General features: G+C 68.1%; 11 protein-coding genes. 7 read left to right on the top strand and 4 right to left on the bottom strand.

Going from position 1 to position 14,959, the window contains the following annotated elements:
• Positions 1 to 4: 4 nt before the first annotated feature.
• Positions 5 to 2,182, bottom strand: coding sequence for an acyl-CoA dehydrogenase (locus ACIUM1_RS07285; RefSeq protein WP_406816541.1), 2,178 nt, complete (start codon positions 2,180 to 2,182; stop codon positions 5 to 7).
• Positions 2,183 to 2,316: 134 nt separating this feature from the next.
• Positions 2,317 to 3,084, bottom strand: a complete 768-nt coding sequence (locus tag ACIUM1_RS07290; RefSeq protein ID WP_406816542.1) for an SDR family NAD(P)-dependent oxidoreductase — start codon at positions 3,082 to 3,084, stop codon at positions 2,317 to 2,319.
• Between the two features lie 111 nt (positions 3,085 to 3,195).
• On the opposite strand from ACIUM1_RS07290, the gene ACIUM1_RS07295 reads away from it, so the two are divergent.
• Positions 3,196 to 4,725: an ATP-dependent DNA ligase gene (locus ACIUM1_RS07295; RefSeq protein WP_406816543.1), complete on the top strand. Its 1,530-nt coding sequence runs from the start codon at positions 3,196 to 3,198 to the stop codon at positions 4,723 to 4,725.
• Between the two features lie 16 nt (positions 4,726 to 4,741).
• Here the strand turns inward: ACIUM1_RS07295 and ACIUM1_RS07300 are convergent, their stop codons facing one another.
• Positions 4,742 to 6,019, bottom strand: coding sequence for an ATP-binding protein (locus ACIUM1_RS07300; protein WP_406816544.1), 1,278 nt, complete (start codon positions 6,017 to 6,019; stop codon positions 4,742 to 4,744).
• Positions 6,020 to 6,109: 90 nt separating this feature from the next.
• Between ACIUM1_RS07300 and ACIUM1_RS07305 the strand changes: the two genes are divergently transcribed.
• The 5 genes from ACIUM1_RS07305 (at position 6,110) to ppk2 (ending at position 12,078) form a co-directional block, all read left to right on the top strand.
• Positions 6,110 to 8,383: a carbon starvation CstA family protein gene (locus tag ACIUM1_RS07305; RefSeq protein ID WP_406816545.1), complete on the top strand. Its 2,274-nt coding sequence runs from the start codon at positions 6,110 to 6,112 to the stop codon at positions 8,381 to 8,383.
• 101 nt (positions 8,384 to 8,484) lie between these two features.
• Positions 8,485 to 8,787 (top strand): hypothetical protein, encoded by a 303-nt coding sequence (locus tag ACIUM1_RS07310; RefSeq protein ID WP_406816546.1) that lies wholly within the window; start codon positions 8,485 to 8,487, stop codon positions 8,785 to 8,787.
• Between the two features lie 182 nt (positions 8,788 to 8,969).
• On the top strand, positions 8,970 to 10,487 hold the full coding sequence (locus tag ACIUM1_RS07315) for an Hsp70 family protein (RefSeq protein WP_406816547.1): 1,518 nt from the start codon (positions 8,970 to 8,972) through the stop codon (positions 10,485 to 10,487).
• On the top strand, positions 10,469 to 11,167 hold the full coding sequence (locus ACIUM1_RS07320) for a nitroreductase family protein (protein WP_406816548.1): 699 nt from the start codon (positions 10,469 to 10,471) through the stop codon (positions 11,165 to 11,167). Before ACIUM1_RS07315 ends, ACIUM1_RS07320 begins: the two co-directional genes overlap by 19 nt.
• Positions 11,168 to 11,199: 32 nt before the next feature.
• The gene (ppk2, locus tag ACIUM1_RS07325) at positions 11,200 to 12,078 is read left to right on the top strand and encodes a polyphosphate kinase 2 (protein WP_406816549.1); all 879 of its coding nucleotides are present in this window, start codon (positions 11,200 to 11,202) and stop codon (positions 12,076 to 12,078) included.
• A 21-nt stretch (positions 12,079 to 12,099) separates the two neighbouring features.
• Here ppk2 and ACIUM1_RS07330 read toward each other — a convergent pair whose 3' ends face one another.
• Positions 12,100 to 13,056: an LLM class F420-dependent oxidoreductase gene (locus ACIUM1_RS07330; protein ID WP_406816550.1), complete on the bottom strand. Its 957-nt coding sequence runs from the start codon at positions 13,054 to 13,056 to the stop codon at positions 12,100 to 12,102.
• A gap of 80 nt (positions 13,057 to 13,136) precedes the next feature.
• On the opposite strand from ACIUM1_RS07330, the gene ACIUM1_RS07335 reads away from it, so the two are divergent.
• Complete coding sequence (locus ACIUM1_RS07335; protein ID WP_406816551.1) at positions 13,137 to 14,951, top strand: glycoside hydrolase family 15 protein; 1,815 nt, start codon at positions 13,137 to 13,139, stop codon at positions 14,949 to 14,951.
• The last annotated feature ends 8 nt before the right edge of the window (positions 14,952 to 14,959 follow it).

The raw sequence follows: 14,959 nt of genomic DNA on the forward strand, positions 1-14,959 counted from the left end.
CCTACTAGTTGATCAGCGGGTCACGCGGCATGCCGAGGATCCGCTCGGCGATCTGATTGCGCGTCACCTCCGACGTGCCACCGGCGATCGCCATGCCGCGGGCCCCCATCATCAGCCGGCCGGCCAGGGCGCCGGGGCCGTCGGTCAGCGCGACCTCGGGACCCAGCAGCGCCGCCATGATCGCGGCGCCCTCCACCATGTGCTCGGCCAGCTTCAGCTTGGTGACGTTGCCTTCCGGGCCGGGGCCCGCTCCTTCGACACTGCGCGCGGCGCGCCGCAGGTTCAGCAGCCGCAGCGCGGTTTCCTCGGCGAGGTACGACCCGACTCGAACTCGCCCGCCCGCCAACCGATCCGGCCGCTGCTCGGTGAGCTGCACCAGTTGGTCGGCCAGACCTTCGTAGAACGACCCGCTGCCCCCGATGCTGACCCGCTCGTTACCCAGCGTGGCGCGCGCGACGGTCCACCCGGAGTTGGGCGTGCCGACGACGTCCTCGTCGGGGACAAACAGGTCGTTGAAGAAGACCTCGTTGAAGTCCGAGCCGCCGGTGATCTGCCGCAGCGGGCGAACCTCGACCTCGGGCGCCTTCATGTCGACGATCACCGTGGTGATGCCGGCGTGCTTCGGGGCGTCGGGGTCGGTGCGCACGGTGGCCAGCCCGCGCGCACAGTAGTGTGCCCCGCTGGTCCAGACCTTCTGGCCGTTGATCTTCCAGCCGCCGTCCACCCGGGTGGCCCGCGTCTTGATGGATGCGGCGTCCGAGCCGGCGTCGGGCTCGGAGAACAACTGGCACCAGATCTCGTCCTTGCGCAGCGCCTTCTCCACGAATCGTTCGATCTGCCAAGGCGTCCCGTGCTGAATCAGGGTCAGGATCACCCAGCCGGTGATCCCGTAGTCGGGACGCTTGATGCCGGCGGCGCGGAACTCCTCCTCGATCACCAGCTGCTCGACCGCGTCGGCGGCGCGTCCCCACGGCTTGGGCCAGTGCGGCATCACGTAGCCGGTCTCGATCAGCTTGTCGCGCTGGGCCTCTTTGCCCAGCGCGGCGATCTCGGTGGCGTCGGCGCGGATGCTGGTGCGCAGTTCTTCGGCTTCCGGCGGCAGGTCGAGGCTGTTCTCGCGGACGGCGCCGGCGGCGGTGCGCTCGAAGACGTCGGCGGCCGGTGCGTCGCCGCCGAACAGCGCCGCGCTCACCACCGCCCGGCGCAGGTGCAGGTGCGCGTCGTGCTCCCAGGTGAATCCGATGCCGCCGTGCACCTGAATGTTGAGTTCGGCGTTGCGCACGTAGGCGGGGAAGGCCAGCGCGGCGGCCACCGCGGCGATCAGCCGGAATTGCGCTTCGTCTTCGGACGAGTCCTCGGACGCCGCACGGGCGGCATCCCAGACGGCGGCGATCCCGGACTCCGCTCCCACCAGCATGTTCGCGCAATGGTGCTTGACCGCTTGGAAAGTGGCGATGGTGCGCCCGAACTGCTGGCGCACCTTGGCGTAGTCGACGGCGGTGTCGACGCAGTCCGACGCCCCGCCCACCGCCTCGGCGGCCAATAACGTGCGGGCCCGGGCCAACGCCGATTCGCGCGCCCCGGTCAGGACGTCGTCGTCGCCGACGCGCACGTTCTGCAGCCGGACGCGGCCGGATCGGCGGGTCGGATCGAAGTTCTCCGGCACCTCGACCGAGACACCATCGCGGCCACGCTCGATCACCAACACGTCGTCGCCCGCGGCGATCACCAGCAGCTCGGCCAGCCCGGCGCCCAGGACGATCCCGGCCTCACCCTCGGCCACGCCGTCGTGGACCCGCACCCCGCCGTCCAGCCCGATGCCCGCGGTGACGGTTCCATCGATCAAGCCGGGCAGCAGTCGCGACTTCTGTTCGGCGGTACCGTCTTTGGCGATCACGGCGGAGGCGATCACCGTCGGCACGAAGGGCCCTGGCGCGACCGCGCGGCCAAGTTCTTCGATCACCACGACGAGTTCGGGCAGCCCGAACCCGGAGCCGCCGTATTCCTCGTCGACGTGCAGGCCGAGCCAGCCGAGTTCGACCAGGTTCTGCCAGTACCCGGGCCGCGGCTCATCGGTGGCGTCAAGCAGCGATCGCGCCGCCCAGCGCGCCTTCTGCGAAGTCAGGAACCCGCGGGCTACCTCGGCGAGCTCACGATGGTCGTCGGTTATTGCGATACCCATGAGGGCCCTCCTCGCGCCGCATGCCAGCCGGGTGTGATTGCCCCAGAAGCTGGGTGGCCTGCCCCGCTTCGAGGGGAAGCGGGGCGGCTGCCTAAAGAGTGTACTTAATGCGGGGAGGGTCCCAGCGGGGGCGTCTACTTGGGCGCGAACCGCTGTCCGGCGTCCAGTCGCAGGCATTGGCCGTTGAGCATCGGGTTGTCGATGATGGCTGCGGCCAGCTTCGCGTACTCCTCCGGACGGCCGAGGCGCTTCGGGAACGCCGCGTCCTTGGTCAGCTGCGTCGCGAACTCGTCCGGAATGCCCTGGGTCAGACCCGTGGCGAACAGGCTGGGGGCGATGCCCAGCACCCGGATGCCCACCGAGCCCAGGTCGCGGGCCATGGTCAGGCACATTCCGGCGATGCCCGCCTTGGCGGCGGTGTAGGCGACCTGCCCGATCTGGCCCTCGAAGGCCGCGATGGAGGCGGTGTTGATGATGACGCCGCGCTCCCCGGTGTCGGGGTCCTCGGGCTCGTTCTTGGCCATGTGCGCGGCGGCCAGCCGGCTGATGTTGAAGGTGGCGACCAGGTTGAGGTCGATCACGGACTGGAACGATTCGAGGTCGTGCGGACCCGATTTGGTCAGCGTCCGCTTGGCGATGCCGCCACCCGCAGTGGTGATCACGACGTGCAAGCCGCCGAGCTTGTCGACCGCGGCCTGCAGCGCCTCTTCGGTGCCGGTGAAGTCGGTGACGTCGACCGGGTAGAAGGTACCGCCGACACCCTCGGCGACAGTCTTACCGTCGGAGCCCTCGCGGTCGAGGATGGCGACATCCGCGCCGCGGTCGTGCAGCAGCTCGGCGCTGGCACGACCCATTCCCGATGCGCCGCCGATGACGACGACCTTCTTCCCGCTGATCTCCATCCGGACGTCTCCTTTGTGGTTGTCAGAATCCCTGCGATTTGTAACGTTACGTAGGCACGCTAGCGTGTCCGTTCCGCAAGCCTGTCACCGAGCCATGCCAAGCTGGCAACCGTGCTCCTTCTCGACGTGGCAACGACGTCTACCGACGTCGCGAGCACGTCGTCGCGGCTGACCAAAGTCGGCCACATCGCCGAGCTGCTGACCCGCGCCGCGCCCGACGCCGCGCTGGTCGCCATCATCGTCTCGTGGCTTTCCGGTGAGTTGCCGCAACGCCAGATCGGCGTGGGCTGGGCGGCGCTGCGCTCGCGCCCGCCGGCGGCCGGCCACGCCTCGCTGACCGTCGACGGCGTTGACGCCACCTTCTCCGAGATCGGCGCCGTGTCAGGCAAGGGCGCGCAGGCACGCCGCGCCGCGCTGCTGAACACCCTGTTCGCCGCAGCTACCGACACGGAGCAGACCTTTCTGCTGCGGCTCCTCGGCGGCGAGCTGCGCCAGGGCGCGCTGGCCGGCATCATGACCGACGCCGTGGCCAAGGCCGCCGGCATTCCGGCCGCCGCGGTGCAGCGCGCCGCGATGCTGGGCGGGGACCTGCCCGCGGTGGCGGCTGCCGCCCTTTCCGGTGCAGCCTCGGCGCTGGACGCGTTCACCCTACGGGTCGGTCGGCCGGTCGGCCCGATGCTGGCGCAGACCGCGACGGATGTGGCCGCCGCGATCGAACGCCACGGCGGCTCAACAATTTTCGAGGCAAAGCTGGACGGGGCGCGGGTGCAGATTCATCGCGCCGGTGATGAGGTCACCGTCTACACCCGGAGCCTGGACGACGTCACGGCCCGGCTGCCCGAGGTGGTGGAGGCGACGCTGGCGCTGCCGGTCGACGACCTGATCGCCGACGGTGAGGCGATCGCGTTGCGCCCCGATAACCGGCCCCACCGGTTCCAGGTCACCGCCTCACGGTTCGGCCGCTCCGTCGATATCGCCGCAGCGCTTGGCGCGCAACGACTTTCGGTGTTCTTCTTCGACATCCTGCACTGCGACGGCGTCGACCTGCTGGACGCGCCGACCAGCGACCGGTTGGCCGCCCTCGACGCGTTGGTGCCGGCGGCGCAGCGGGTGGACCGGTTACTCACCGCCGACCCCGCCCAGGCGGCCGCCTTCCTCGATGCGACGCTGGCCGCCGGCCACGAGGGGGTGATGGCCAAGGCACCCGACGCGCCGTACCAGGCGGGGCGGCGCGGAGCGGGCTGGCTGAAGGTCAAGCCGGTGCACACGCTGGACCTGGTGGTGCTCGCCGTGGAGTGGGGATCGGGGCGGCGCCGCGGCAAGCTCTCCAATATCCATCTGGGCGCGCGTGATCCGGCCAGCGGCGAATTCATCATGGTGGGAAAGACTTTCAAGGGCATGACGGACGCCATGCTGGAGTGGCAGACCGCCCGGTTCAGCGAACTGGCGGTCGGTGGGACGGACGGGTACGTCGTCCGTCTGCGGCCCGAGCAAGTGGTCGAAATCGCGCTGGACGGCGTGCAGAAATCGACGCGCTACCCAGGCGGGCTGGCGCTGCGGTTCGCCCGCGTCGTGCGCTATCGCGACGACAAGAGCCCCGCCGAAGCCGACACCATCGACGCCGTGCGCGCCCTGTATTGAACCCCGCGCGCAGGAACTACAACCTCGCGAATCGTGCTTTGTCGTCGGTGAATTCAGCCAGGATCGCGCCGGTCAACGTCGGCCGGACATCGTCGACGGCCATAAGATAATCTCCGGTCGTCGCGGGCTCCCCCCGCCCGTGCTCCATCTCACGATCAAACGCCACCTGCGCGCCCTTGCGGGCTGCGAACTCGATGTCAGCGGGCGTGAACAACTCGGTCGCCGCGACCAGCTGCTCCACATCTATACCCGAATCACCCTCGCCCAGATAGCGTTTCCATACGGACATGCGAGCCAGCTGGTCCGGTGGACCGATCGGAATGACATAGTCGAAGCGCCCGGGCCGCAAGAATGCCGAGTCCAGCGAGTGAACCGAATTGGTAGCGCACACCAGCAGGCGCCCGTCGTGCTCACGAAACGACGGGATGAGTTTAAGCAACTCGTTGGTGACCCCGGTTTCGGGGGTACTGGCGCCGGCGCGCGCGACAGCGATCTCCTCGACTTCGTCTATGAACAACACCAGCTCATCGAGCTCGGCCAGTTCCGAAAACAGTTCCCGAAGCGACGCCGCCAGGCCGCCCTCGGCCACCGCGGCCAGCCGGGACGGAAAGAGCTCAACGAAGGGCCAACCAAGCCGCGACGAAATACCTTTGGCGAAGCTCGTTTTGCCAGTGCCAGGGGGCCCGAACAAGATGACCGCCTTAGGCGGACGTACTCCATACCGATCGGCGATGTCGGGGTGGGCCAACGGAGCGATGATGCGCTGCTCGATAATTTGCTTTTCCTGCTCCATACCGGCCAGTTCCTGCCACAGGCCTGGCGAGAGCATCCGCCCACCCAGTGCTGCGAGCATGTTGGCCTGGTCGGGTCGCAGATGTTCGATCATCTCGTAGTACACCAGCCCGTCGCGGCGGGTATAGCCCGAGTTTTCCAGTGCCGCCGAGCCGGTCGCACCCTCCGGAACGATTGTGCAGATTTTGCGCACCCCCACTGACCGCAAGCGTCGTTCCAGATCGGCGAGCAGTGCGCTGCCGATGCCGCGCTGACGCCACCGTGACGCCAGCGCGACCAGGAGCACCCACGCACGTTCACCGTCCGTCCGCGCGACCGCCATGCCGACCACTTCGTCGCCGATCTCGGCTACCACCGCTGGCTGGCCCGATCGAGCGGCAGCCATCACCTCGGCGACCGAGAACACCGGCTCCGCCGACCCGGGACTGCGGCTCTGGTCCCAAATCTGGATGGCCTGATCCAGGTCGTCGTCGTCGTAGTCACGCAGTCGCCACAACGGCATCAGATCACGGTAATCCCCTCGTTTCGTTGTGACCATGGGCGCTGTTTTCTGGACAGGCGCAGTTCGCTTTGCGCGCGTAGGGTTCCCGCCGTGGCAGTCACAGAGCACGACAGCGGCCTCAGCTACATCCACACTGACCAGGACCTGCCACCCGTCGCCATCGTCGACCGCTCCCCCATCGCCGGCCGGCACAAGGTCGCGTTCGCGATCATTGCGGTGCTCGGCGCCGTCGCCTGGGCGATCATCGCCTTGGCCCGGGGCGAGACGGTGAATGCGGTGTGGATCGTCGTCGCGGCGATCTGCACCTACCTGATCGGATTCCGGTTCTATGCCCGGCTGATCGAACTGAAGGTCGTCCGGCCGCGCGACGACCACGCCACGCCCGCCGAGGTCTTCGACGACGGCTCCGACTACGTGCCGACCGACCGGCGCGTGCTGTTCGGTCACCACTTCGCCGCCATCGCCGGGGCCGGGCCCCTGGTCGGTCCGGTGCTGGCCACCCAGATGGGCTATCTGCCCTGCACCATCTGGATCATCTTCGGCGCGGTGTTCGCCGGCGCGGTGCAGGACTACCTGGTGCTGTGGATCTCCACCCGGCGGCGGGGCCGTTCGCTGGGCCAGGTGGCCCGCGACGAGCTCGGCGCGACCGGCGGCGCGGCCGCGATGGTCGGCGTCCTGGTCATCATGGTGATGATCATCGCCGTGCTCGCCCTGGTGGTGGTGCGCGGGCTGGCCCAGAGCCCGTGGGGCGTGTTCTCCATCGCCATGACCGTCCCGATCGCCCTCTTCATGGGCTGCTACCTGCGCTTCCTTCGTCCCGGGCAGGTAGGTGAAGTCTCGCTCATCGGTTTCGCGTTGCTGATGCTCGCCGTGGTCTGCGGCAACTGGGTCAGCGAAACCTCCTGGGGTGCAAGCTGGTTGAACCTGTCCGCGGTCACGGTCTCGTGGTTGATCATCAGCTACGGCTTCGTGGCGTCGGCGCTGCCGGTGTGGTTGCTGCTGGCGCCCCGCGATTACCTGTCGACGTTCATGAAGGTCGGCGCCATCGCGTTGCTGGCGCTCGGCATCTTTCTCGCTCATCCGCTCATCCAGGCGCCGGCGGTCTCACCGTTCGCCCACCGCGGCGACGGGCCGGTGTTTCCCGGCTCGCTGTTCCCCTTCCTGTTCATCACCATCGCGTGCGGCGCGCTGTCCGGATTTCACGCGCTGATCTCGTCGGGGACGACGCCCAAGCTGCTGGAGAAGGAAAGCCAGATGCGCTTCATCGGCTACGGCGGCATGCTGACCGAGTCGTTCGTCGCCGTCATGGCTTTGATCAGTGCCGCGATCCTCGATCAGCACGTCTACTTCGCCCTCAACGCCCCCGCCGCGCAGACCGGCGGTACCGCGGCCACCGCGGCGCACTACGTCAACGGGCTCGGGCTGCCGGGCGGCCCGGCCACCGCCGAGCAGCTGAACCGGGCCGCCGCCGGGGTCGGTGAAAAGTCGATCGTGTCCCGCACCGGCGGCGCCCCGACACTGGCGGTGGGCATGTCGGAGGTGTTGAACCGGGTGTTCGGCGGCGCCGGCCTCAAGGCGTTCTGGTACCACTTCGCGATCATGTTCGAGGCGCTGTTCATCCTGACCGCCGTCGACGCGGGCACCCGGGTCGCGCGGTTCATGCTCTCCGATGCGCTGGGCAACCTGGGCGGGCCGCTGGCCAAGCTGCAGAATCCGAGCTGGCGCCCGGGCGTCTGGGGTTGCAGCCTGGCCGTGGTCGCGGCGTGGGGCGCCATCCTGCTGATGGGCGTGACCGATCCGCTGGGCGGCATCAACACGCTGTTCCCGCTGTTCGGTATCGCCAACCAGCTGCTCGCGGCGATCGCGCTGACCGTCATCACGGTGATCGTCATCAAGAAGGGCCTGCTGAAGTGGGCGTGGATCCCCGGGGTGCCGCTGCTGTGGGATCTGGTGGTCACCCTGACCGCGTCGTGGCAGAAGATCTTCTCCGCCGATCCCGCCGTCGGCTATTGGACCCAACACTCGACGTACCTGGCGGCCAAGCAAGCCGGCAAGACGGCATTCGGTTCGGCAAGGAGCGCACATCAGCTCGACGAGGTCATCAGGAACACCTTCATCCAGGGCACGCTGTCGATCTTGTTCGCTTTGGCCGTCGTCATCGTGGTGATCGCCGGAGCCGTGGCCGCGCTCGGGGCAGTTCGCGGGCCGGCCAGCAGGTTGAGCCGACCGCTGACCGAGGACGAGCCGGTGCCCTCGAAGTTCTTCGCGCCCTCGGGTCTGATCCCCACCGCAGCCGAGCGCCAGTTGCAGCGGCAATGGGACGAGCGCGCGGAGCGCGGGAGCGAGTCGCACACAGACAGGTAGTCGACTACGCGTGCGTACCGGCGGACACCGACCGTACGGTAGCGGCGTCAGCGGCCGAACTACCTGGTCAACGCGGCCGCAGCGCGAAGAAGGTGAACGAAATGCTAGTCACGCCAACGGGAGTCCCGACCGCACCCGATGCCGTCAACGAGCCCATCGCCCAACCGTCCGCGGCGGCGCCCACGGTCGAGGCGGCCCCCGCCGCGGTCCTCATCACCACCCAGCAGGTGCTCTTCGGCGCCGCCGTTGTCCAGGGGACGCGCCGTGCCCCCCTCGCCGGCCGCATCGCCACGGTGCTGCGGCGAATGGCCGCAGACGCGAACAAGCCGCGCCACCCGCATCCCCCGCGGTATTACGGCTACCTCGAGGACGCCCGCATGGCACGCGAAATGGACAGGCTGTGAACGCAACCATCAGCGTCGTCTGTGCCGGGTCGATGGTGCTGCTCGCGATGGGGACCTACAACCTGCAGTGGTGGCTCGAGCGCAACGACTACGAGCGCCACTTCGAGGACTGACCGAACGCGGGCGGCACGCCGGACAAAAAGGTTGTGCCCAAGCCCGCGTCGCGGTCCTAAACTTGCGCGATGAGAGTCGGTATCGACTTTGGCACCACCCACACCGTCGTCGCGGCCGTCGACCGGGGCAACTATCCCGTCGTCTCCTTCGAGGGCGTGGACGCGTGGCCGTCGCTCATCGCCGCCAATGCCGCCGGGGAGTTGCGCTTCGGCGCGGAGGCCGCCGCCGTCCGACATGACCCGGGCTGGTCGGTGCTGCGCTCGTTCAAACGCTTGCTCAACGACGCCGGACCCCAGACCGAGGTGAGCCTGGCCGGCCGCGACTATCGGCTGGCCGACCTGCTGACCGGATTCCTCGCCCAGCTGAAAACCGATCTGCAGCGGCACTCGAATGCCACCCTGGCCCCGGGCGAAGCCATCGAAGCCGCGATCAGCGTGCCGGCCAATGCCTCGAGCGCCCAGCGCCTGCTGACACTGGATGCGTACGTGGCCGCCGGCTTTCAGGTCGTCGCGCTGCTCAACGAGCCGTCCGCCGCCAGCCTGGAATACGCCCACCGGTACCGGTCGACCATCACCGCCAAACGCGAATACGTCCTCATCTACGACCTCGGCGGCGGCACCTTCGACGCGTCGTTGCTGAAGATGACCGGGCACGCCAACGAGGTCGTCATCAGCGAGGGCATCCAGCGCCTCGGCGGTGACGACTTCGACGAGGCGATCGTCGAGCTGGTGCTGGACGGCGCGAACCTGCCCGCCCTCGACGCCGCCAAGCGCGACCTACTGGCCGAGGAGTGCGCCGCCCGCAAGGAGGCGGTCGGACCGCACACCCGACGCTTCCTGGTCGACCTGTCCCCGTTCGATCGGCCGCCGTTCTCCTGCCCCATCGACGACGTCTACTCGGTGTGCGCACCGTTGGTCGACCAGACGATGGAGTTGCTCAACCGTGTCCTGCACGATCCGGCGCGGGGACGCCGGGACGTGGACTGGTCGGAGGTGGCGGGCATCTATGTCGTCGGCGGGGCCGGGGGTTTCCCCCTGGTGTCGCGGATGCTGCGCAGCAACTTCGGCGAGAAGCGGGTGAAACGCTCGCCGCACCCCTTCGCCGCCACGGCCATCGGCCTTGCCGTCTTTCTGGACAAGGAGTCCGGTTTCGCCCTGTCCGAACGCTTCTCGAGAAATTTCGGGGTCTTTCGGGAGGCCGAGGCCGGCGCCGGCGTCGTCTTCGACCCGATCGTGTGCAAGGACGTTTCGCTGCCTGCCGACGGGCAGTCCCCGCTGGTGGTGAAGCGGAAATACCGAGCGGCGCACAACATCGGCCACTTCCGGTTCGTGGAGTGCAGCCGCCTGGTCAACGGGCGGCCCGACGGCGACGTCACGCCGTACGACCCGGTGCTGTTCCCGTTCGACCCCGCCCTGCGCGACCGCGACGACCTCGGGCGCCAGCCGGTCGGCCGGTGGCAGGACGGGCCCGACGTGGAGGAGCGTTACGTCATCGCCCCCGGCGGTGCGGTGGAAGTGACCTTGACGACGCAGCCGGCCGGGTTCGAACGCACCTTCCGCCTGGAGCGGTGCGCGTCCGCGAGTTGATGAGCCACCCCGCAATGCAGTTATACGACGTGATGCGAACAACTTTCGCGGCACGGGAGTTCACCGACGACCCGTTGCCCGACGACGTGCTGGGACGCATCTTCGACAACGCCCGGTTCGCTCCCAGCGGCGGCAACAGGCAAGGCGCCCACGTCACCGTGGTGCGCGACGAAACGATGCGCCGCCGGCTCGCCGAACTCGGCAAGCCCGCCGCCCGCCGCTACTCCGCCCAACTGCGGGCGGGTGAAAACCCATGGAATTCAGTACATCCCAGCGGCGTGCCGCAAGACGTCATCGACGCCACCGAGATCCCGGACACGTTCGTCGCACCGATCGCCAAAGCGCCTGTGGTCCTTGTTGTTTCGGTGGACCTGGCCGTTGTCGCCGCCGTCGATCAGGATCTGGACCGCGTCGGTATCGCCGGTGGCGCATCGGTCTATCCGTTGATCTGGAACATCCTGCTCGCCGCGCGCTGCGAGGGCTACGGCGGCACCATCACCACGATGGCCATCGCGGCCGAAGAGCAAGTCCGCCGACTGCTCGGCATTCCCGACCGGCACGCGGTGGCCGCCGTCGTACCGCTCGGAAAACCGGTGCGGCAGCTGACCAAGCTGCGCCGCCGGCCGGTCGCGGAGTTCATTACTCGAGATCGATTCGACGGCCCGGCTTTTGACGGTTGAGGGGTCCGCTACAGCAGCGATAGCGTCGAGCTATGACCGAGATAGATCTGGACACTCTGTCCAGCCCGGAACACGGCTACACCGTCGACGACCGGGACGACGACGACCCAGTCCTGCTCGACCGGGAGGGCAAACACCTTGAAACCTGGCGCGAGCGCTACCCCTACGACCATCGGATGCCGCACGAGGAGTACGAGCGGCTGAAGCGGCGGCTGCAAATCGAGCTGTTGAAATTGCAGAAGCACAACAAACGCACCAGCGGCAGGCATGTGATCTTGTTCGAGGGGCGCGACGCGGCCGGAAAAGGCGGAACCATCCAGCGATTCATGGAGCACCTCAACCCCCGCAACGCGCGAGTGGTGGCGCTGGAGAAGCCAACCGAGCAAGAGAAGACGCAGTGGTATTTCCAGCGCTATGTCAGCCATCTGCCGTCGGGCGGCGAGATGGTGCTGTTCGATCGTTCGTGGTACAACCGCGCCGGCGTTGAGAAGGTGATGGGGTTCTGCACTCCCGAGCAGTACACGGAGTTCATGGAGCAGGCGCCGCCGTTCGAAAGATTGCTGGTCGACAGCGGCATAACCCTGACCAAGTTCTGGTTCTCGGTCTCGCCGGCCGAACAACGCACCCGGTTCGCCGTCCGGTTGGTAGATCCGGTGCGACAGTGGAAGTTCTCCCCGATGGACATCGAATCGGTGAACAGGTGGGACGACTACACCGCCGCCAAGGAAGCGATGTTCGACGCCACCGACACCGACGCCGCTCCGTGGATCGTGGTGCGAAGCAACGACAAGAAGCGTGCCCGGATCAACGCCATGCGGTACGTGCTCGCCAACGCCGACTACGACGACAAGGACGATGAGGTGGTGGGCGAGCCGGATCCGCAGATCGTGGGCCGGGCGTTGACCGACTGAGGTGACGGGAGACGGCGGAGTCTAGCCACGCAACTGGGGCAGCACGTCGCGCTGCCATGCCGCGAAGAACCCGTCCATGTCGGGACCGATCTGCTGCACGTAGATCTCGTCGACGTCGGCGTCGATGTACTTGCGAACCTGGGCGACGTGCTTGTCGGGGTCCGGGCCACAGGCCACGCTCTCAGCGACGGCGTCCGGCGGCACCAGCGACTGCAGGGCGGCGAAATCCTTAGGGCGGGGCAGGATTTGCGAGGTCTGACCGGGCAGTCCCTCGTTGGCCCAGAGCCGGTGCGCGGTCTTCAGCGCGGCGTCGGCGTCGGTGTCCCAGCAGACTTTGGTACCGCCCTGCACCGGCTTCGTGCCGCCGCCGGCCTCCCGGAATTGCTTGACCAGGTCGCCGTCGGGCATGGCGATGCTGTATCCGTCGCCGATGCGGGCCGCCAGCTCAACGGCCTGCGGACCGAACGCGGAGACGTAGATCGGCACCGGTTGTTCCGGCCTGGTGTACACCTGCGCCTCCTGCACCTCGTAATGCTTGCCGTGGTGGCTCACTTCGCCACCGTTGTGCAGCTTGCGAATGACGGCGACCGCCTCCTCCAACATCTCGAGGCGCACCCCGGCGGACGGCCAGGGATCGCCCAGAATGTGTTCGTTGAGGGCCTCCCCGCTGCCCACCCCGAGCACAAAGCGGCCGTCGAGCTGCACGGCCGCGGTGGCCGACGCCTGCGCGATGATCGCCGGGTGGATCCGCATGGTCGGGCACGTGACGGCGGTGCTGACCGGCAACGACGTCGCCTCCGACAACGCGCCGATTACTCCCCACACGAACGGGCTCTGGCCCTGCTCGTCGTTCCAGGGGTGATAGTGGTCCGAGATCCACAGCGCCTCGAACCCGGCGTCCTGCGCGCGCTTGGCCTGGTCGATGAGTTCCTTCGGGCCGAATTGCTCGCAGGTGAGGAAGTATCCGATCTTGGTCATCACGCCGGGCTACCCGCTGGCAGCCCGGTTATGCACCGCCGCGTCGTTTACCCGCGCCGCACCGGGGAACACGTTGTCGTGTGCCGGCACCAGAGCTTGACCCGAAGACCTCGGCGCCGGCCGAATCACCCTACCGGACAGCCGGTTTCGCGGCGCTGAACAGCTACGCGCCGATCGGCGACGGCCGCACGGTGGCGCTGGTCGCCGAAGACGGTGCCATCGACTGGTTCCCGATTCCGGATCTGGATTCGCTGCCGGTGTTCGCCGCGCTGCTCGATCAACCCAACGGCGGCCGGTTGGACTTGGCCCCCACCGTGCCGTTTCACACGCAGCGGCGCTACCTGCCGAAAACCAACGTGCTGGAAACCACGTTCGTCACCGAGTCCGGACGGGTTCGGGTCACCGACGCGCTGAACATCGGGTTCGGCGGCCGGTTGCCCTGGACCGAACTGGCCCGCCGGGTGGAGGGTCTGGACGGCACCGTCTTGATGCGCTGGCGCGTCGCGCCGGGAACCTGCTTCGACTGCTCCTCGCCGTGGGCGCGGCGCACCCCGCACGGCGCGGTGCTTCGGGCCGGATCGCTCAACATGGGCGTGTGCGTCTCGGAGGAACTCGACGTGGAGTGGACAGACCAGACGGCGTCGGGCACGTTCACCGCGACGGCCGGTCAGCGGCGGCTGATCGGCCTGGTCGCGTCGGAGTCCGAACCGCTGATGCTGTCGTCGGCTACCGACATCGACGAGGGGCTGGACAAGACCATCGCGTTCTGGCGGAACTGGTCGGGGCAGTTCGAATGCCCCGAGTCGTGGGCCGAGGCGGTGCGCCGCAGCGTGTTGCTGCTCAAGCTGCTCTTCTTCAGCCCGACCGGAGCCATCGCCGCGGCCGCGACCACCTCACTGCCCGAACGGCTTTCCGGCGGCAAGAATTGGGACTACCGCTTCGCGTGGATCCGCGACACCGCGTATACGCTGTCGGCCTTGCGCCGCTTCGGTATTCGTGAAGAGACCCATGCCGCGGTCAGCTGGCTGTTGCGAACGGTCCGCCGTCACACGCCTCATGAGGGGGTTTTTTATCGCCTCGACGGGTCGTCGCCTCCCCCGGTGCGTCAATTCGAGGCGGCCGGCTGGCGCGGGATCGGCCCGGTGGTGACGGGTAACCGTGCCGACGGGCAACTGCAGCTGAGCCTCTTCGCCGACCTCTTCGACACGGTCCGGCTCTACGTGGACAGCGGTCACGTGCTGGATACCGAAACGGGCCATCTGCTTGCCGATTTCGCCGACCGGGCGTGCGACGCCTGGCGACATCGGGACGCCGGCATGTGGGAGCTGCCGCAACAAGAGCACTACACGACGTCCAAACTCGGCTGCTGGCAAGCGCTGCGGTGCGCGGTCTATCTGGCCGAACAAGGGCAGATACCCGGCGATCCCGGCCGGTGGGCCAGCGAGGCCGAGCGGATCAGCGACTGGGTGCGGCGGCGATGCTGGAACGACGAGCTGGGCAGCTACGAATGGTATCCGGGCAGCGGTCGGTTGGACGCGTCGATCCTGCTGCATGCCGGCAGCGGGTTTGACCGCGGCGAACGAATGTCGGCCACCATCGACACGCTGCGCCGCGAATTGGGCTGCGGCCCCTTGCTTTTCCGTTTCAGCGGGGCGCGTGAGGACGAACGGGAGGGGGCTTTCGTCGCATGCGCGTTCTGGGCCGTCTCGGCCTTGCACCACGTGGGCCGCACGTCTGAGGCAAGGGAGCTGATGGACGAGCTCGTCGCGCTGACCAACGACGTCGGCGTCCTGCCCGAGATGATGGACGCCGACGACCGGTCCTTCCTGGGCAACCTGCCGCAGGGGCTCAGCCACCTCGCGCTGATCGGGGCGGCGCTCGACCTGCAGTCATGAGCGGACCG

It is taken from the genome of Mycobacterium sp. M23085, from assembly GCF_045343915.1.
Classification (GTDB): Bacteria; Actinomycetota; Actinomycetes; order Mycobacteriales; family Mycobacteriaceae; genus Mycobacterium.